14 protein-coding genes and 1 tRNA gene are annotated in these 17,395 nt (G+C 47.5%); 5 read left to right on the top strand and 10 right to left on the bottom strand.

Annotated elements, in window-relative coordinates:
• Positions 1-85: 85 nt before the first annotated feature.
• The 7 genes from truA to C6W44_RS13105 all read right to left on the bottom strand — a co-directional run bounded on the left by truA (position 86) and on the right by C6W44_RS13105 (position 9,780).
• Positions 86-925, bottom strand: coding sequence for a tRNA pseudouridine(38-40) synthase TruA (gene truA / locus C6W44_RS13135; protein ID WP_100749575.1), 840 nt, complete (start codon positions 923-925; stop codon positions 86-88).
• Positions 926-989: 64 nt separating this feature from the next.
• Entirely contained in the window at positions 990-2,075 is a 1,086-nt protein-coding gene (locus C6W44_RS13130) for an asparaginase (RefSeq protein ID WP_105246299.1), read from the bottom strand.
• A 201-nt stretch (positions 2,076-2,276) separates the two neighbouring features.
• Positions 2,277-3,938: a FimV/HubP family polar landmark protein gene (locus C6W44_RS13125; protein ID WP_105246297.1), complete on the bottom strand. Its 1,662-nt coding sequence runs from the start codon at positions 3,936-3,938 to the stop codon at positions 2,277-2,279.
• Between the two features lie 51 nt (positions 3,939-3,989).
• Complete coding sequence (locus C6W44_RS13120) at positions 3,990-5,846, bottom strand: FimV family protein (RefSeq protein ID WP_105246295.1); 1,857 nt, start codon at positions 5,844-5,846, stop codon at positions 3,990-3,992.
• Positions 5,847-5,969: 123 nt separating this feature from the next.
• Complete coding sequence (gene queA / locus C6W44_RS13115) at positions 5,970-7,145, bottom strand: tRNA preQ1(34) S-adenosylmethionine ribosyltransferase-isomerase QueA (RefSeq protein WP_413772343.1); 1,176 nt, start codon at positions 7,143-7,145, stop codon at positions 5,970-5,972.
• Positions 7,146-7,645: 500 nt separating this feature from the next.
• Positions 7,646-8,731: a DNA polymerase IV gene (gene dinB, locus C6W44_RS13110; RefSeq protein ID WP_105246290.1), complete on the bottom strand. Its 1,086-nt coding sequence runs from the start codon at positions 8,729-8,731 to the stop codon at positions 7,646-7,648.
• 300 nt (positions 8,732-9,031) lie between these two features.
• Positions 9,032-9,780 (bottom strand): IS5 family transposase gene (locus C6W44_RS13105; RefSeq protein ID WP_105246725.1). Its coding sequence is split into 2 segments (ribosomal slippage): positions 9,032-9,450 and positions 9,450-9,780, totalling 750 coding nucleotides; the frame shifts between segments, so codons are not numbered across the junction.
• A gap of 159 nt (positions 9,781-9,939) precedes the next feature.
• Here C6W44_RS13105 and C6W44_RS13100 point away from each other — a divergent pair.
• The gene (locus C6W44_RS13100) at positions 9,940-10,197 is read left to right on the top strand and encodes a hypothetical protein (protein WP_105246288.1); all 258 of its coding nucleotides are present in this window, start codon (positions 9,940-9,942) and stop codon (positions 10,195-10,197) included.
• Positions 10,198-10,248: 51 nt separating this feature from the next.
• Here C6W44_RS13100 and C6W44_RS13095 read toward each other — a convergent pair.
• Together C6W44_RS13095 and C6W44_RS13090 are read right to left on the bottom strand one after the other, a co-directional pair.
• Positions 10,249-10,335: transfer RNA gene (locus tag C6W44_RS13095), tRNA-Leu, on the bottom strand.
• A 152-nt stretch (positions 10,336-10,487) separates the two neighbouring features.
• Positions 10,488-11,261, bottom strand: coding sequence for a ferredoxin--NADP reductase (locus C6W44_RS13090; protein ID WP_105246286.1), 774 nt, complete (start codon positions 11,259-11,261; stop codon positions 10,488-10,490).
• A 532-nt stretch (positions 11,262-11,793) separates the two neighbouring features.
• On the opposite strand from C6W44_RS13090, the gene C6W44_RS13085 reads away from it, so the two are divergent.
• Positions 11,794-12,669 (top strand): SAM-dependent methyltransferase, encoded by an 876-nt coding sequence (locus C6W44_RS13085; RefSeq protein WP_105246284.1) that lies wholly within the window; start codon positions 11,794-11,796, stop codon positions 12,667-12,669.
• A gap of 117 nt (positions 12,670-12,786) precedes the next feature.
• Positions 12,787-14,574, top strand: coding sequence for a GspE/PulE family protein (locus C6W44_RS13080; RefSeq protein ID WP_105246282.1), 1,788 nt, complete (start codon positions 12,787-12,789; stop codon positions 14,572-14,574).
• Positions 14,575-14,620: 46 nt separating this feature from the next.
• On the opposite strand, the gene C6W44_RS13075 is transcribed toward C6W44_RS13080, so the two are convergent.
• On the bottom strand, positions 14,621-15,286 hold the full coding sequence (locus tag C6W44_RS13075; RefSeq protein ID WP_075101592.1) for an acyltransferase: 666 nt from the start codon (positions 15,284-15,286) through the stop codon (positions 14,621-14,623).
• A 225-nt stretch (positions 15,287-15,511) separates the two neighbouring features.
• Between C6W44_RS13075 and C6W44_RS13070 the strand changes: the two genes are divergently transcribed.
• Both C6W44_RS13070 and C6W44_RS13065 read left to right on the top strand, forming a co-directional pair.
• On the top strand, positions 15,512-16,300 hold the full coding sequence (locus C6W44_RS13070; RefSeq protein WP_105246280.1) for a TatD family hydrolase: 789 nt from the start codon (positions 15,512-15,514) through the stop codon (positions 16,298-16,300).
• A gap of 233 nt (positions 16,301-16,533) precedes the next feature.
• Entirely contained in the window at positions 16,534-17,217 is a 684-nt protein-coding gene (locus C6W44_RS13065) for a TetR/AcrR family transcriptional regulator (RefSeq protein WP_105246278.1), read from the top strand.
• The last annotated feature ends 178 nt before the right edge of the window (positions 17,218-17,395 follow it).

Raw genomic sequence — 17,395 nt, 5'->3', positions numbered from 1 at the left:
AATAAGCCCATATTATACGCAAGCTAGCGTATTAAAGCAATACAGAACCTGGTTTTGGCTTGACAGCTTGTAATCGATATGTATATCAGTCAGGCAGGTTTAGCCAGAGGGGCGTAAGAGGCGCGGTGGGCAATAGTTTTTGCCAATGCTCGGGATAGTAAGCATTGATAAAGTATAGGCCGTCACCAGAGGCGGTCGGTGGTGCAATAGTACGGTCTTTTTTGGCCAAAATAGTCAAAAAATCAGATGGCTCTAGCTCGTGCTTGCCGATAGCGTACAAGGTGCCCATTAGGTTGCGTACCATATGATGCAAGAAGCCATCTGCTTGAATGTCAAACACGATAAACTGGCCATGGGCAAACAATCTGGCATGACTGACTGAACGCACTGGCTGATTGGACTGACAAGCGGCGGCGCGAAAGCTACTAAAGTCGTGCGTACCGACGATATCTGCTGCTGCCTGCTGCATGGCGGCCAAGTCAAGTGGTTCATAAATATGAGTGACTTGATGGTTTAAGATAGCAGGGCGCTGGGGTTGATTGAGGGTGATATAACGATAACGACGGGCGATAGCGCCAAACCGTGCATGAAAGTCGTTCGGCATGGGCTGTATCCAGCGCAGCGCAATGTCGTCGGGGAGCAGGCTGTTTACACCGCGAAGCCAATTATGAGTCGGGCGATAGGCGTGGGTGGTAAAGTGGGCAATCATATTACTGGCATGGACGCTGGCATCGGTACGCCCTGCGGCGACGACTTCTACGGTCTCATTGGCGACTTTGCCGATAGCGGTTTCGAGGGCTTCTTGGACACCCAGCACTTCTTGTTGCCGCTGCCAGCCGTGATACTGCGTACCCAAAAACTCAATAGCAATTGCTAGGGTGTAAGTAGGTTGGCTGGCGGTTTCGATAGGGAGTATCTCAGACATGATAATGTGTGGCTTATAAAGTAAATGGTAAGAGTTTCTTATGGCTTTAATAGGACCGATCAGATCAGCGCTTTTTGATGGTGATGCTGGCTTGGCTGACATTGTTTGTCCAGCGTTGACGGCGTCTGGTAGGACTGTCGTACCGTAGCAGCAGCCACAATAATCGCGCATAGATGGCTGGAATGGTCAACCGGCCGCCAGCGATGACATGATACTCATATTGCCAACTGCCAGCCGCATAGTTGTCACTCACGCCGCCAAAAGGCGATTGACTGGCGCAAACCACCATATGCCCATGCTGATGCGCAAGGGTCAATGCCTGCGCCAAATCAGCTGAATAGGGCACGTTGCCTGCACCAAACCCTAATAAGATAATGCCACATGGCGGCTGAGAAAGTAGGGCTTGTAGCTGATTGCTCATAACCTCAGTATCGTTGGGTAGGCAATACAGAGCATGAATACGTGCTTGCTTGGCACGAGCATCGATGCTTTTGCTGATTTCTTGTTGGTCCTCGAGCCAGTGTTGGCGGCGGGCGTCTGGCAAGTGCTTTATATAACTATTGGCAGGATAGGCTGCCCGAGAGTGACCAGTAAACGCCATGAGATCATGACTATGAATTTTTTGTACCGTTTGCGCAGGCCAAGATTCGCCGCCAAAGGCAATTTTTACTCCTGACTCACCTGCCGCTGCCAGTTTTAACGCATCGTTTAGGTTGCCCCATGCATCGCTATGCGTATCGACGCTATAGGTATGTAGCATCTCGCTGTCTAATAGCGGGCGCATACTGCCAGTGACCGCCACACAGATATCACTCCCTGCAAAGGCCTCTGCCAAAAACGCCCCGAGATAACTGAGCGTGTCGGTACCAGTGATGAGCACAAAACGTCTGTGCCCCTGCGCATAGGCGGCTAGTATCAGCTGGTAAAAATGCACAAAATCGACAGGTGTTAATTGGCTACTGTCTTTGATTAAAGTGTTGTCTAGCCAAGAGATTGGCGGCAGATGGTGGGCATGGTCTGGCTCTGCTAGCAGTGTTTGTAACGTCGGTAAAAACACCTCTGCTGGTAGCGGTGCTAATGGCCGGCCATAACTGCCAAAAGTGCCGCCTGCATAAATCAGCTGGATGGGATCAGTAAGCGTCTTGGTCATAACAGAAGAGGGCATAGTCGGCGCTGTCATAAAAAGTAAATAAAAATAAGAACTAGGGAGCCCCAGCTCAATCGCTCAAATGAGTTGCTCAATAAATTGATAGTCATCTAAATCAGACCCTACTATAAAGGCTCAATGCAAAAAAAAGCAAGTATTCTCAAGGCACAAGAATACTTGCTGATAAAAAAGCCTGCTTTTTAATTACGCTGTGCGCTCGAGTAGCGACTGCGCTTGCTGCTGCTGTGCACTATTGCCTTGAGAAATGACTTCATTGAGCAAGCGTTTGGCACTATCGTACTCGCCTAGCTGCAGGTACTGACCTGCCAAGTCTAGTGCTACCTGATTGCTGTCTAATGATTTGACAAAGTCAAAATCAGCGGCAAAGCGTGCTGAGAAGTCCTCAGCGTTATCTTCTTTAATACTCTCGGCAGGTTGAGCTGCTACTGGGGCAACTGGGCTCGCCGCTGTATCCGATTCATCTGATAATGCATCAAAGTCAAAGTCGTCATCGATCAATGTATTATCATCAAACGATGTGGGACTACTCGAAGTCAGCTCAGAGGCTGCTGTCAAAGTAAGAGTAGCGTCATCACTGCTGTCTGCAAAGTCACTGTCTAATGTTAAGTCATCAATATCGATACTGTCATCACTTAATTCGTCACTTATCTCATCGCTTAGATCAAGCACAGGCTCATCAGTGTTTGTTTCAACATCTAAGTCAGCTAAGTCAGACTCTGTCTCAATTGCTAGTGCCGTCTCTGATGCAACGTTTAAGTCATTGCTTAGGTCGCTGTTTAGGTCGCTGTTTAGGTCACTGTCTAAGTCATCTGCGTCATCCAAATCATCTAAGGACAAGACAAAGTCGTCGTCGCGGCTTTGGGCGGTCGTATCAGTCATGTGGTCAGTCGTGCTTGTTTTATCAGCAGCATCTTCTGAATCCATATCTGTCACTAAATCATCAAAATCTAAGACGAAATCCTCTTCATCTAGCGTTAGCGCTTCAGTGGTATCCGCTTCGACACTGTCCGCTTGGGTTGAGACATCAGATGACTCTGGCTGCGCTGTTTCAATGTCCTCAAGACCAAAGTCGAATTCGCTAAAATCTGTCTCTTCAGCCACTTCTGTGGCCGCAGTGCTCTCGTCAGCTGCCGTGGTAGGCTCTGCTGCCGGTGCCGGCTCATCTAAATCCGCTTCCAAATCACTGAGCGTCAAAGCAAAATCTGTGTCGGTATTGTCATCTGCCAGCACTTGTTCTGATAGTGCTGGGGTCTCGACAGAAGAAGCTAAGGAGGCATCGCTCTCGCTGATATCATCAGCTGCCACATCATGGGTGGGACTGGCATGTGTCGTTGGCAGATCAAAACCTATACTTTCAAAGTCGGCAGCTTGCTCAACGGGCGCGGTTTGCGCGGCGACTTGATTTTGTTCTTCAAAAAACAGCGTCTTTAGCTCATCTGCTAGGGCAAGGCTTTTGGGGTCATTTTGCGAGCTGATGGTGTCATAGACTTTGTTGAAATTCTCTGATTGATTGATCGTCGCATAGATGCTTAGCAGCTTTAAAGAAAGCTGACTGTCGTTAGGCTTTTCGCGCAAGCCGCGATTGAGTGTTTCAATCGCTTTGTCATAACGCTGCTGATCTATAAAGCGCTGGGCAATGGTGATGGGGTCAAACTTGTTTTCGCTGCTGACGTCAGTTTGTACGGGCGCACTTGCTTTTGGCGCTGGTGTCTGTGCCGCGGCATGTCTATCTGACTTGACATAAGGCTGCGCCGAAGGTTTTTGCGCTTTGTTTTTACGTATCACTAAAACCGCTATTAATACAATCAGTACCAAGCCGGCGATGATGTATAGCATATTGTCCATTGTTACTCCCACGCCTATGATCACAGCATAATACGCTGCTATATCAGGCAATTATTGGTTGCGTAGTTTTTTGAGACGAGCTTGCAGCTCTGCCAATTTTTGATTCTGTAATTGAATTTTTCGCGTATAACTGTCAAGTGCGCTACTGGTCTTGGAGAAGCTTTGGGCCTGAGAGGCAGCCGCTTGCCGTGATGCTTTTAAAGTAGCTAGTATGTCTGTGCTAATTCCATTGCCTGTGGCCGCCGCTGATTTGGTTTGGGTGCCATCGGCATTGCCATCACGTCCTGGAGCCAATACAGAAAACTGCGCTCTTGGCAGGGTCTTGGTAATGGTTGGTTTTTTTTGTGGCTTGGCTGCAGGCGCTGAGTTGTTTTGCGCTTTAGCTGTATGGGGCTTTGCTTTAGGCGCTGGCTGTGCGACAGGGGTATTTATCCGCCGACGATATTTTTGTTTTTGGGCGCTGATAGCGGCCTCTAGCGCTTGCTGTGATGGCAATACATCATAATTCGGCAGATTTAGCTTGGCGTCGGCTTTGAGCTGGTCTGCGTCTTTATTGATAAAAGCATTGGGGTTTTGTGATTGAATCTGTTTCATCACGGTCTGAATATCGACATTGTTTTCTTGGGCAATCTGCTGAGCAATGATCCATAAGCTATCATTGCGCTGTACTTGATATTGAAAGTTTGCCGTGCTTTGCGTTTTGGCATCTGCTATAGAGTCTGCCGCCACGTGGTTTGTAGGTGCAGTCTGATTGTTGGTGCTTGGCTGAGAGGGCGCGGCAGTATCAGCCGGTATGTTGCTACCGACTACTGTTGCCGCTGCCGTATGTGCAGTGCTCAAAGCCGATTGCTCGGCGGTTTGGTTGTCTTGAGCTGAGTTGTTTTTTGGGGCGGCAGCTACGATACTGGCACTCACACCCGTGGTTTTTTGCTGACTCGGCTGTATCTGACGAGTGACTTGAATATTTAGCGTATCTAATGCGTTGTCTGCTTGCGCTGTGCCGAGCATGTGTTGCGTAGCAGGTGACGCTTCGCTCGCGGTGGTAACACTTGAGGCAGTTTGCTCTTGAGCCAAACGCCCATTGTCCAAGCGGCTGGCAGGGTTAGGTCGGCTAGCATTGTTCTTCGCTGGACTGGCGGCCGTGAGCTCAAAGTCATTTGCCAAACGCCCATTGTCTAAACGGCTAGGCGTATAGACTAGATGGTCAGTTGCTGATACAGATGTCTTGGCAGGCATTCCGGCTGAGGCAGCTTGCGTTTGAATGCTTGCGCTTTGCGTATTGGCCCCTTGCGTATTCGGTAGTTGCACGTTGGGCGCGGACCGTTTGACGGCCGTAGCAGCGCTTGTCGATGAGCTTGCGGCTGATGCCGATACCAGTGGTGGCGGAGCACCTTTTCTAAGGGTCAAAGGTTTGGCATTATTGGCGGATACGGCAGGTAGATTGGGCTTTTTTGCGCCTGTTACGATGTTTTTGGTGGTATCGATAGGTAAACTGGCATCGAGCGGCATCAATAATGTTTTGGGCACGACATTACGCTGACCCTGATCATTGATGGTCAACACAATATCGGCAAAGGGTTTAGAAACAGGTTTTGATGTACTGATATAGACTTGGCCGCTGGTTTCTGAGGTTGGCTGAAAGCGTACCCTCATTGAGTCAGTTGGCGTCAACCCCATTTGCTGATAGATAGCAGGGTTGGCCAAGCTGGCTGAAAAATCAGCAGCCCGAATGTCCGAGACACTGATGCTGGCTCTTAGAGGCTCATGCTGTGCTGAGGTCACAACGGTCTTGCCAATCGTGGCCGCTTGGGCACTAGAGACAAAGGCGGCACAGCTTACCGAACACAGTAATGCCATCGATACCGCACGGTGTACGCGAGTCAAACGATGAGATAAACGACAAGACATATGCAGCCCTTAGAATATAGGTTATCTTTGCTTTTATAACAAAATCTGGTTTAGTTTACCAGTTTATTTCACAACTGTTGTGTCCAATGTATCAAATGTTAATTTACTGTATAAAACGCCCTTTTATTCAGCGGTTATCTGCTTCTCAAGTAGCATGGCATCTCCATAACTAAAGAAGCGGTATTGCTGCTCGACGGCATGTTTGTACGCTTGTTCTATCGCTTGTTTACCCGAAAATGCCGAGACCAGCATCAATAGGGTGGACTTGGGCAAATGAAAGTTGGTTAGTAGCTTGTCGATGACGGCGAATTTAAAGCCTGGATAAATAAAAATATCTGTGTCGCCTGACCAGCCAGCAAGTGGCTTGCCCGTGCTCGCAGTCTTTTGGTAGGCAGTTTCGAGCACGCGCGTGACCGTCGTGCCAATCGCGATCACTTGCTTGCCGTTTGTATGGGTTTGATTGATCAGATCCGCGGTTGCTTGCGGTAGATGCGCATATTCACTGTGCATGGTGTGATTGAGCAAATTGTCGGTTTTGACAGGGGCAAAGGTGCCTGCGCCCACGTGCAACGTCACAAAGGCTGTGTGAATGCCTTTGGCCGCCAGTTTATCCAAAACTGCTTTATCAAAATGTAAGCTGGCAGTCGGCGCCGCCACGCTAGCGAGTTTGGCTGGATCATGAAAAACGGTTTGATAGCGGGTATTGTCCGTGTCGTCTGCATGACGCTCAAAATATGGCGGGATAGGTAGCTCGCCGTATTGCTCTAGCTGCGGCAGGATAGGAGCATCAAAGGCTAGGATAAATAAATTATCCTGACGACCAATCATGACCGCATGTATATGACCATCCGCGAGCTGCAAGCGCTGTCCAAGCTTGGGCGCTTTGCTGGCTTTTATGTGGCCAAGCGCGATATGGTCAGTGCAGACCGGTTGATCATCCGCGGTCGTCACATGCAGGGCGGCGGGCGCTAAGTCGGCAATATCGACCAAACGCTCGATCAGCACTTCGATCTTACCGCCTGTGTCTTTTTGTCCAAACAGGCGCGCTTTCATCACCTTGGTGTCGTTAAACACAATCAAATCACCCGCATTTAGTAAGTCTGGTAACTCAGAAAACATGCGGTCTTCGGCACGGCTATCTGCCACAGTGGCGGGATTGCTGGCGGGTAAATACAATAATCTTGAGGCCGAGCGCTGCGCTAGCGGGTAGCGGGCGATTAAGTTATCTGGCAGCTCATAGTCATAATCATTAACGCTCAGATAGTCTAAGTCATTATTGTTTTTATGGGTGTCAGTCATGGTATGGCGATCTAAATCTACAGCGTGGGAGTGGGTCATAATGGATCTTTCAATGAAGAGTGATGAAGGATGATATGAGCGTAATTGTAGCAGAAATGACAGGATAAACGCATGTCTCATTGAGTGACTCACAGGCATAATGTGTCATAACGACCACATTATTACGGCCATGTCGTCATGACCGCGCGCTGCCACAAAAACCTGACAGCCATACTGATAGCCTGAGATAATTATCAATCAGACATCAATCAGACATCAATCAGACATCAATCAGACATCAATCAGACATCAATCAGACATCAATCAGACATCAATCAGACATCAATCAGACATCAATCAGACATCAATCAGACATCAATCAGACATCAATCAGACATCAATCAGACATCAATCAGACATCAATCAGACATCAATCAGACATCAATCAGACATCAATCAGACATCAATCAGACATCAATCAGATATCAATCAGATATCAATCAGATATCAATCAGGCTCATCTATTCAAATAGTTTTAACTGAGGCAAGAGCAGGGCGGCGGGCACCAATGAAGAGAAAGTCACACCGACCAGACGTATGGGCAGCTGACGCGGGATGTCCAAAAATAGCTTGTCTAGCCAATAATGGGCGGATTCGGCGCTGTCAAAGGCCGTCGATAACGTGTGTGAGCGCGTGACTTGAGTAAAATCCGCGTATTTAACTTTTAAAGTAATGGTATGCGCGACCAGTTGTTTTTTTTGCATTTGATCAAACGCATCTTCATTTTGTGCATAAATTTGTAATTTTAGCTCAGCATCGTCGTCAAGATTGTCCCGAAAGGTGGTCTCAGAGCCTACGGATTTGTGCGTGCGCTGTGACTTGACCGTACGCTCATCGCGGCCATGAGCGATATCATGATAGAACTGACCACGTTTTCCAAACTCCTGTACCAATGCCGCCGCTGGCAAGCGCCGCAAATCAGCACCCGTGCGCACGCCCATGGCATGGAGACGCTTGGTAGTGGCTTTGCCAATACCATGAAAGCGCTCGATGGGAAGGGTGCTAATAAATGCATCGGCATCGGCTGGTGGGATAACTGCGATACCATTGGGTTTGTTGATATCAGAGGCAATCTTGGCCAGCATCTTATTAAATGAGACGCCAGCGGAAGCGGTCAGTCCTGTGTGCGCCAAAATCTGCGCTCGTAGCCAATTGGCCATCAACGTCGCTGAGCCCTTATGTACAGATAAGCCGGTGACATCCAGATAGGCTTCATCCAATGACAGCGGTTCGACATGAGGCGTCAATCGATGCATGAGTTGGCGTATATCACGACTGACCGCCCGATAAACCTCAAAGCGTGGCCGAACAAATATCGCCTCAGGACAGCGTTTACGCGCTTCATAGCATGACATCGCTGAGCGCACACCAAACTTGCGCACCTCATAACTGGCTGCTGCGACAACCCCGCGCCCGCTTGGGTCACCGCCGACTACCAAAGGCAAACCTCGTAACTCTGGGAAGTCACGTTGTTCGACACTGGCATAAAAAGCATCCATATCAATATGAATTATTTTGCGGGGTGAAAGAGGAGTAGAAGCAGTCATGACCGCTATTTTACCCCAATTAGCAAAACTATTTTAGCGGCAACCATAAATATGGCTTGATTTTATAAACAAATAGACTATTAAAACAATTTAAAAAATATCAGTGGGTTAAACCCGCCAATATCCCTAAGCTCGTACCTTTTATTTACCGTTTAACCTAAAGGATTTACCGTCCATCATGATGAATGCATTTAGATGTTACGCTTTTGCTTCAGACGTTCTACACTAAAGTAAGTATCGAAGTAGACGATTGTTAAAAGAATAAACAACTTCTTTATACGCCCTAGGGTGTGTTGACAATTACCGTAAATGGATAATCGTCGCTGCTAAATAGATATTAGCAGCAAACGACTCATCCGTTTTTTCAGCACGCATGGCAATTTTCTTGAAATCTTTCAGCTTACAGAAGAAGTTCTCGATTAAGTGACGCCACTTGTACATTTCTTTATCGAAATCTCGTTGCTTTAAACGAGAGCGTTTAGGGGGTATGACCGCTTTGCTACCACGCTCTTCTAAGTCTAGCAGTAGCCAATCCGTGTCAAAGGCTCTATCGGCAAGCAGTGCACCAAACTCTTTGTCTTTAATTAAAGGTTTAACGCCAGCCATGTCATGCTGTTGTCCTTTCAATAAAGTAAAATCAACAAGGTTGCCTAATGCATCAACCATTGCCATGATTTTAGTGGTCATACCGCCTCTTGATTTGCCAATTGCCTGATGACAAGCCCCCCTTTTGCGCCTTGTCCATAACGATGTACCTTAACAATAGTGCCATCAATCATGGCATACTCTAAATCTGAGTCATTCAGAGCATTAAATAGCTTGCTGAATCTATCGCTTTTTACCCATCGACGGTAGCGCTTATAAACACTGTTCCAGTTACCAAATTCAGGGGGTAAATCTCGCCACGGACTACCTGTACGAACAATCCATAGAACAGCTTCGATAAATAGTCGATTATTTACCGCTGTTCTACCAATATCGCTCTCTTTGCCTGCACAATACGGTGCTATCTTTGCCCACTGGGCATCACTTAGGGTTAATCTAGTCATAACACTATGATTATCGATTATTCTATATATGTCAACACACCCTAGTCTATAGCGAATAAAAAGGTTGTTTATGGCTCGCACCACACTCGCCTATAGAGTATTGGTAAACCCGCCGCCTAAAGGAACATGCTTAGGGGTGCATGAGGGACTAAGGAGCTGATGATGAATAAACTAACAGGGAGCGAATTGACACGCGCAATGCTAGCACGAGGAGATAAGGATATCTGGTGTGCAGTTTGTGATGAGAGTGATGAGCTGGCGATGATGGATCTGTATGGTAATGACTTCACCGTCTATATTGTTACTTATCGTGATGGATATTTTTACTGCCGTAGCGGCACATCTTGGGCCTGTGCAGTGCCTATAAGGATAGCAGCCATCACGCAAGAAGACATTGATAGCCCAATGATACAATAAATCTTATAAACACAAAAAAACCTCCCATATAGGAGGCTTTTTTGTTAAAGATGGTACCAGTGGTCGGACTCGAACCGACACGCTTTTAAAGGCAACGGATTTTGAATCCGTCATGTCTACCAATTCCATCACACTGGCATGTAAGTAGATAACGTTTATAAAAAAACAGTTATCGAATTGGACTACGGTGTTCACCGTATAGGATGCGTATTATAGCAGCCTATTTTTTGTCGTCAAGAATTATTTTAAATAATTTGCAGCTATTTGACGATATAGCAAAAAATGCAGACCTAACCGACAAAGGCTCGTTCAACGGCATAGTCGGCTTGTACGCCCATACGTGGGGAGACAGTGAGGCCAAAGCCGTCTAGTATCTCTGATACTTCCGCGTTAAATGGCATGCTACCGCATAGCATGACACGATCATCGTCTTTGTTCATCGGTGGCAAGCCGATATCGTCAAACAGCTTACCTGATCTCATCAAATCGGTGACTCGGCCTTGGTTTCTAAATTCTTCACGGGTCACGGTGGGGTAGTAAATGAACTTCTCACGGTACCATTCGCCAAAGATTTCATCGTTAGGCAACTGGTTTTCAAACATATCGCGATAGGCCAAGTCTTCGACATGACGCACGCCATGTACCAAAATGATTTTGTCAAAACGCTCATAAACCTCAGGGTCACGTGACAATGCCAAGAAGGGCGCAAGTCCAGTACCAGTCGATAGCATGTAAAGGTGCTTACCTGGTAACAGGTCATCCAACACTAACGTGCCTGTGGGTTTTTTACTGACCAATAACTCATCGCCAACTTTGATGTGTTGCAAGCGTGAAGTCAGTGGGCCGTCTTGTACTTTGATCGAAAAGAACTCTAAATGCTCTTCGTAGTTGGGACTGGCAATAGAGTAAGCGCGCAGCAGCGGTCTGCCATCGACCACGATTCCAATCATCGCAAACTCGCCATTACGGAAGCGTAAGCCATCGTCACGAGTGGTTTTGATGCTAAATAGAGAGTCATTCCAGTGATGAACCTCTGTAACCGTTTCGGTGCGAAGTTTTGACATAAAGTCCTCGTTAATAAGTGATTATCGGTATCGTATGAGTTAAATAGGTATAAGATAAAATTTTTCAATGACCGTTTCGGCGCTAATAAGGTACTGGTTTTTATAGACGATATGAAGCGCTATCTTAGCCTTTTATATACTTTAACTTATATATTTTATCATTTTATATAATGTTGTAAATGACAGCAAATGCCTGTAGCGTCAAGCCGTGAAAATCAGTTCGTTCAGCCAAATCTGTCCGCTAAGATAATGCAAAACACGACAAGGTATCATTATTTTTTATCAAAAGCGGTTTCGTCAGCGCGCCTAGCCTATCAAGTCGCCTCTATTGATCTGCCCATATCAAATTGCTTTTATCAAACTGTTTCTATAAAACTGTTTTTATAAAAATAGGGGCGGTCATCAAATTCTCGCTCATAATACCAAACTTTAAAATAAAAATCCGTCTGGCAGCGACTATGTGGCATGATAAAATAGAATATCGTTAGTAAATAATTTTGTATCATGCAATAAGCGTGTTTTTGGAGAATTTATGCCTGTATCAGGTGACGATGTGCTCGCCGATTGTCATCGGGCGCCTATTATTGGCTATCATCGTGCGCCGCTCTCGCAAAAGTTTGGGGCGCCAAGACAACCAAACTTGGTGGCGCTGATGAGCGTAGTTGAGATGATTGCGCCTTATGATACGCCCGCCGCTTTTGTTGGTTTAGAGGCGTTTAGTCATATCTGGCTGAGCTGGCAGTTTCATCATAATGATACGGCCAAAGCTGGCAGAGTGAGTGCAGCCGCACCTGCCGGCGAAGAGGATGCGACAGCGGCGCGCACGACAGCAAAAGGGCATTTTCGTCCGCAAGTGCGGCCACCAAGATTGGGCGGCAATCAAAAAATAGGCGTGTTTGCCAGTCGTAGTATGTATCGCCCATCAGCGCTGGGGCTGTCTGTGGTCAAGCTTGAGCGCGTCGAGGTAGTACAAGGTCGCGCGTTTCTTATCATCAGTGGCGCTGATATGATAGATGGTACGCCCATCATCGATATCAAGCCCTATGTGGCGTATAGCGATGCGCTGATCGATGCTCGTAGTGGCTTTGCTCCTACGGCACCTGAGCTGCTAGAGGTCACAGTCACTGACACCGCTTATCAGCAGTTTTTGCAGCTAATGTCTGATGCGCTTACTAGAGAAACTGCGCAAGGTTCTGGCAGGCAAGTGTTAATTGATCAGGCGCGCTGGCAACTTGTCGATACGGATATGGCCATCATTCAAGCACTCATCGCTCAAGATCCGCGACCTGCCTATCGCCGCAAGGAAGTGCACAAAACCTTTACGATGCGCTACAAGTCTGTCGATATAGCGTTTTGGCGGCTTGCATCAGGGGCGCTACAGATCACAGCGATTACCAGCATAGCATAACGTTGTATAGTATAACGTTAACATAGTATCACGCTAAAGAGATTATATAATGCTGCAGCTGAGCTTGGCCAATCTAGACGATGGCCTCACATGTACTGACTAAAAAAGAAGAAAAATATGTCTGAGCAGAAGTATTCGATAGTCATAGATTTACGGTGGTGCCTAGATGAGTTACTGGCGGATAGAGTCATTGATCAGCGCAGCTATAATTTGGTCATCACCAGCCGCCGAGCCAAGGAGCAGCATCCACTACTGACCATTAGCGAGTTTGGTTTGCCCAATGCTCATGCGCTAGACAGCACCTCTGAAGCCAAACTAACGCTGTCATGGCTCAACCAATGGCTGGCAGCCAAAGCGGGTATGGCGATGGTGCGTATTGATCCGCTAAAGGTTGATGTGCCAGCAGTCACGCAGCTGATGTCGTTTGAATATGCTCGCTCGCAGCATATTTTGCCGATTGAGGTCACATTAGATGAGGTCGTCATTGGTACAGACCAGCCGTTTTTTACCGATTGGCACGCCAATATCGAAAAGCTGATCAAATCCAAAACCTATCGCACCGTCTATATCAGTCCCGATCAGCTCAAGCGTTATCGTCAAGAGTTTTATCAAGTGACACAAGCGATTGCGGGTGCCAACTCTTTACATAAGCGTGCTGCCGCTGATGTGACCAATGTTGAGGCGTTATTGCAGCTTGGGGACAACACCAACCCCGATGCCAATGATCAACATATTGTCAAAGTCGTCGACTGGCTGCTGCAGTATGCCTTTGAGCAGCGTGCCAGCGATATTCATTTAGAGCCGCGGCGCGAGATAGGGAGGGTGCGCTTTCGTATCGATGGGGTGCTGCACACAGTATATGAGATGCCGCTGGCCATCATCGTCGCAGTGACTGCGCGTATCAAAATCTTGGGGCGGCTAAATGTCGCCGAAAAGCGCAAGCCGCAAGATGGCCGTCTAAAGACTCGTACGCCAAAGGGGCTAGAAACGGAGCTGCGACTCTCTACCATGCCGACCGCTTTTGGCGAAAAGCTGGTGATGCGCGTCTTTGACCCTGAAGTATTGGTACGCTCTTTTGCTCAGCTTGGTTTGTCGGGTAAGCAGCTCGAGACATGGCATGAGCTGACCGCCCATCCAAACGGTATTATTTTGGTCACCGGCCCGACAGGATCTGGTAAGACCACCACCCTATATAGCACGCTCAAACAGTTGGCGACCGAGCAGGTCAACGTGTGTACCATCGAAGACCCTATCGAGATGATTGAGCCAAGCTTTAATCAGATGCAGGTCAATGCGGGAGTGGATTTGCATTTCGCAGATGGTATCCGCTCATTGATGCGTCAGGATCCAGATATCATCATGGTTGGGGAGATTCGCGATACTGAGACGGCCAATATGGCGGTACAAGCGTCGCTGACTGGGCACTTGGTACTCTCAACACTGCATACCAATGATGCACCAAGCTCACTGACACGTCTGCATGATTTGGGGGTGCAGCCGTTTTTGACCTCAGCGACCATACTCGGAGTCATGGCACAGCGTTTATTGCGTACCTTATGTCCACACTGCAAGCAAGCGTTAGAGGTGCGCCCCGAGAGTGAGATTGCCGTTCAATGGCAGGAGCTGGTGCAGCCTTGGCGCGCGCCCTTGCCTGCGCAAATCTACCGCGCAACAGGCTGTGAGCATTGCCGCCAAACGGGTTATCAAGGCCGTGTGGGCCTGTATGAAATCATGCCGCTATCCAATGAGTTAAAAAAGTTGGTCGCAACCGATGCCAATGTAGAGGCACTAAAAAAACAAGCCTACCGCGAAGGGGTGCAGCCGCTGCGATTATCGGGTGCCAAGCGTATCAGTGAAGGGGTGACGACCATAGAAGAGGTGATGCGCGTGGTACCGCTGCATTAAGCGTATGCGGCAAATAGACCGCTGTCCTTTATGTTTGCATACTGCCTTAGCGCTCCCAGCGTACATTTTGGCGCATAATTTTCGCGGGCGTGCCTGCGACCATGCAGTTTGGGGTGGTAATGGGTTTGTTGACAAAAGACCCTGCGGCAATGATACAGCCGCTAGCGATGGTGACATTTTTGGAGATAGTGACGTTGGCTGCGATCCAGATATGATCTTCTAATACCACATCAGCGCGGGCCTGGTTTAGGCGCTCGTTGGACTCGGTATCGTAGACTTTGTGGACATCGGTTGCACGGATTTCTATCCCGCGCGATATCATGCATGCTTTGCCGATGCGCACGCTTTTGTCACGTGCCAACACATAGCAGTCAATCGCCGTGGTCCGATCGCCGATATCAATGTGCAAATGATCGCCCACAATCAGCAGATGGCCTGAAAATTTGACGTGCTTACCGATGGTAATATGATTATGACTGCCATTGATATCGATATTGAGCTTGTTAAACTTCCCGTGCTTGCCGATACTGATTTGATTGTCATGACCTTTACGTATGGTAATGGTTGAGCCGCCGATGATACGCGCATCATGGGCGATATCGATATGATTGTCCTGTCCGTTATCTGTCAATAAAAATCGCTGTTTGTAGAGTTGTTTGGGTAGCAGAGTTTTGAGGATAGGGGGCAGGGTCACTGTCTTTTTTGGCGTCATAATAGCAGGGCTTATGTGGATGAATGTTAGGCGTGATAGGCCGCTGGTCGCAGCGCTCTATGGGTCTTTATGGATTATGCCTTGAAAACAGTGCAAGTCAGAGCAATAAATAGCACAAAGACGAGGCATTTTATACTGTTAAGGTCATTTTTTAACTGTCATTTCTCAAGTGTCATGTCTTATTTTAAAATTTACCACTTATGTATTTAATTAACGAGAGTGTTTATGTTTACTGATACGCATTGTCATCTAAACCGCCTGGATTTAACCAAATATGATGGCCAACTGTCCGGCGCAATTGACGCGATGAAAGCGGCCAATGTCACGCGCGCGATGGCGATTATGTGTGATTTTGCTGAATATGATGACATCGCTCATATTGTCAGCACTCATAGCGATGAGGTGTTAGAGCTGGGCATGAGTGTCGGCATTCATCCTTGTGAAGATATCACAGTGTTGCAATCTGCGACAACCGAGCGGCTGATACAAACTGCTGATGCTGAGCATGTCTGGGCCATCGGGGAGACGGGACTGGATTACTACTGGTCAACAGAAAATAAAAAAGAGCAGCAAGCCAGTCTTGCTCGTCATATCTATGCCAGCCAGCAGCTCAAAAAACCTTTGGTGGTGCACATGCGCGATGCCAAAGAAGATACCCTTGATATCCTAAAAGCAGAAGGCGCCGAGCATGGCATCATTCATTGTTTTACTGAAGATTGGGAGACGGCCAAACGAGCGCTGGATCTAGGGTTTTATATTTCGTTTTCAGGCATCGTCAGTTTTAAGAGCGCACAGATGATTCAAGATGCGGCGCGCAAGATGCCCAAAGATAGAATTCTCATCGAAACCGACAGCCCTTATCTGGCTCCTGTCCCCAAGCGCGGCAAACCCAATGAGCCTGCCTATGTGCCGTATGTCGCCCGTTATCTGGCTCAGATGTATGAGTGTGACAGTGAGGAGGTTGGAGCACTGACAGCAAAAAACTTTGAAAATTTGCTGGCACAGTACTGCTAAAATGGTTATGCTATGACCACTCAGTCATTTATCGGGTAATGTGAGGGCTTTGTCTCTTTTTTATTACTAATATCGAGCGTAATCAGGCAGTTACCCATGACTATTTAGCAAACACGAGCATATTCCCTTTGGCAGTTCTCGAGCAATCTTCATATAGTTGCATCCGCTTGTTGCCGATACATCCGTATAAATCATGGTTATATGCTTAATCTTGTCAAGTTTTAGGAGAGATTATGAGTCGTCAGCATCAGTTCAAAGCACGAGAAGAGAATATCTTAGCGATGGCAGAGCAACTGTTACTTGAGTCCGGCGATGGTGATATCACTTTGGACAGTTTGGCAGATCAGTTGGATTTGGCCAAAGGCACGTTATATAAGCATTTCTCCAGTAAAGATGAGCTGTATCTGCGTATTATTATTCGTTATGAAGAGCAGTTGTTTGAGATCAACCGTATTGATGACTGCCCATCAGCGGGGGTGGCTCGTATGATTTTGCAGCAACTGTTTAATCCCCAAAAAGCCATGTTGCTCAACCAGATAGAAGAGCGTCTGGCGGCCTCGGTGACAGGTCTTAACCGCTTGTTTGGCGAGCTGTACGACATTCGCCGTCAGCGTATGAAGCGTTTGATCGACATCATCAGCGCGTATCTAAAAGACGAGCACAGTAGTTTGAGCACTCGTGACTATTTGTCATCGATTTGGGCGATGGGTCAAGGCGGGGCGGGGTTATTAAACTCAAGTTTTTATCAGCGTTATTTGGGTCGCCGCGACACCTTGCGTTATGCTTTTGTGCAGCAAATGCTGGAATTGCCAAGTCACTATCCAGCTGATGACGATGACGTGATGGATGAGGATATGCAAGAGTTGGTAGAGCAAATCGATACAGAATCAGAAGAGCACCGTAACACCAATTATTAGCGCGTTTCTCGTGTTAAAAATGATGACTTACATGAGTTAAGAGCACATACCCCAACAGATAAAAACAGTGCCCAATGTAGACAGTCACATCGCTCTGTGCTGTGGCCTTTTGGCAGGCAGCACAGAGAATTTTTGTACTTACCTTAATACAATCATGAGCTTATAGGTGCAATATGCC

The sequence above is a fragment of the Psychrobacter sp. Marseille-P5312 genome (genome assembly GCF_900291405.1).
Lineage (GTDB): Bacteria > Pseudomonadota > Gammaproteobacteria > Pseudomonadales > Moraxellaceae > Psychrobacter > Psychrobacter celer.
This window is presented reverse-complemented; position numbering and strand designations above follow the sequence as displayed.

Excerpts from the sequence above, each read along its gene's own strand:
- truA (WP_100749575.1), bottom strand. The coding sequence starts at position 925 with ATGTCTGAGATACTCCCTATCGAAACCGCCAGCCAACCTACTTACACC.
- C6W44_RS13130 (WP_105246299.1), bottom strand. The coding sequence starts at position 2,075 with ATGACCAAGACGCTTACTGATCCCATCCAGCTGATTTATGCAGGCGGC.
- C6W44_RS13125 (WP_105246297.1), bottom strand. The coding sequence starts at position 3,938 with ATGGACAATATGCTATACATCATCGCCGGCTTGGTACTGATTGTATTA.
- C6W44_RS13120 (WP_105246295.1), bottom strand. The coding sequence starts at position 5,846 with ATGTCTTGTCGTTTATCTCATCGTTTGACTCGCGTACACCGTGCGGTA.
- queA (WP_413772343.1), bottom strand. The coding sequence starts at position 7,145 with ATGACTGACACCCATAAAAACAATAATGACTTAGACTATCTGAGCGTT.
- dinB (WP_105246290.1), bottom strand. The coding sequence starts at position 8,731 with ATGACTGCTTCTACTCCTCTTTCACCCCGCAAAATAATTCATATTGAT.
- C6W44_RS13100 (WP_105246288.1), top strand. The coding sequence starts at position 9,940 with ATGATGAATAAACTAACAGGGAGCGAATTGACACGCGCAATGCTAGCA.
- C6W44_RS13090 (WP_105246286.1), bottom strand. The coding sequence starts at position 11,261 with ATGTCAAAACTTCGCACCGAAACGGTTACAGAGGTTCATCACTGGAAT.
- C6W44_RS13085 (WP_105246284.1), top strand. The coding sequence starts at position 11,794 with ATGCCTGTATCAGGTGACGATGTGCTCGCCGATTGTCATCGGGCGCCT.
- C6W44_RS13080 (WP_105246282.1), top strand. The coding sequence starts at position 12,787 with ATGTCTGAGCAGAAGTATTCGATAGTCATAGATTTACGGTGGTGCCTA.
- C6W44_RS13075 (WP_075101592.1), bottom strand. The coding sequence starts at position 15,286 with ATGACGCCAAAAAAGACAGTGACCCTGCCCCCTATCCTCAAAACTCTG.
- C6W44_RS13070 (WP_105246280.1), top strand. The coding sequence starts at position 15,512 with ATGTTTACTGATACGCATTGTCATCTAAACCGCCTGGATTTAACCAAA.
- C6W44_RS13065 (WP_105246278.1), top strand. The coding sequence starts at position 16,534 with ATGAGTCGTCAGCATCAGTTCAAAGCACGAGAAGAGAATATCTTAGCG.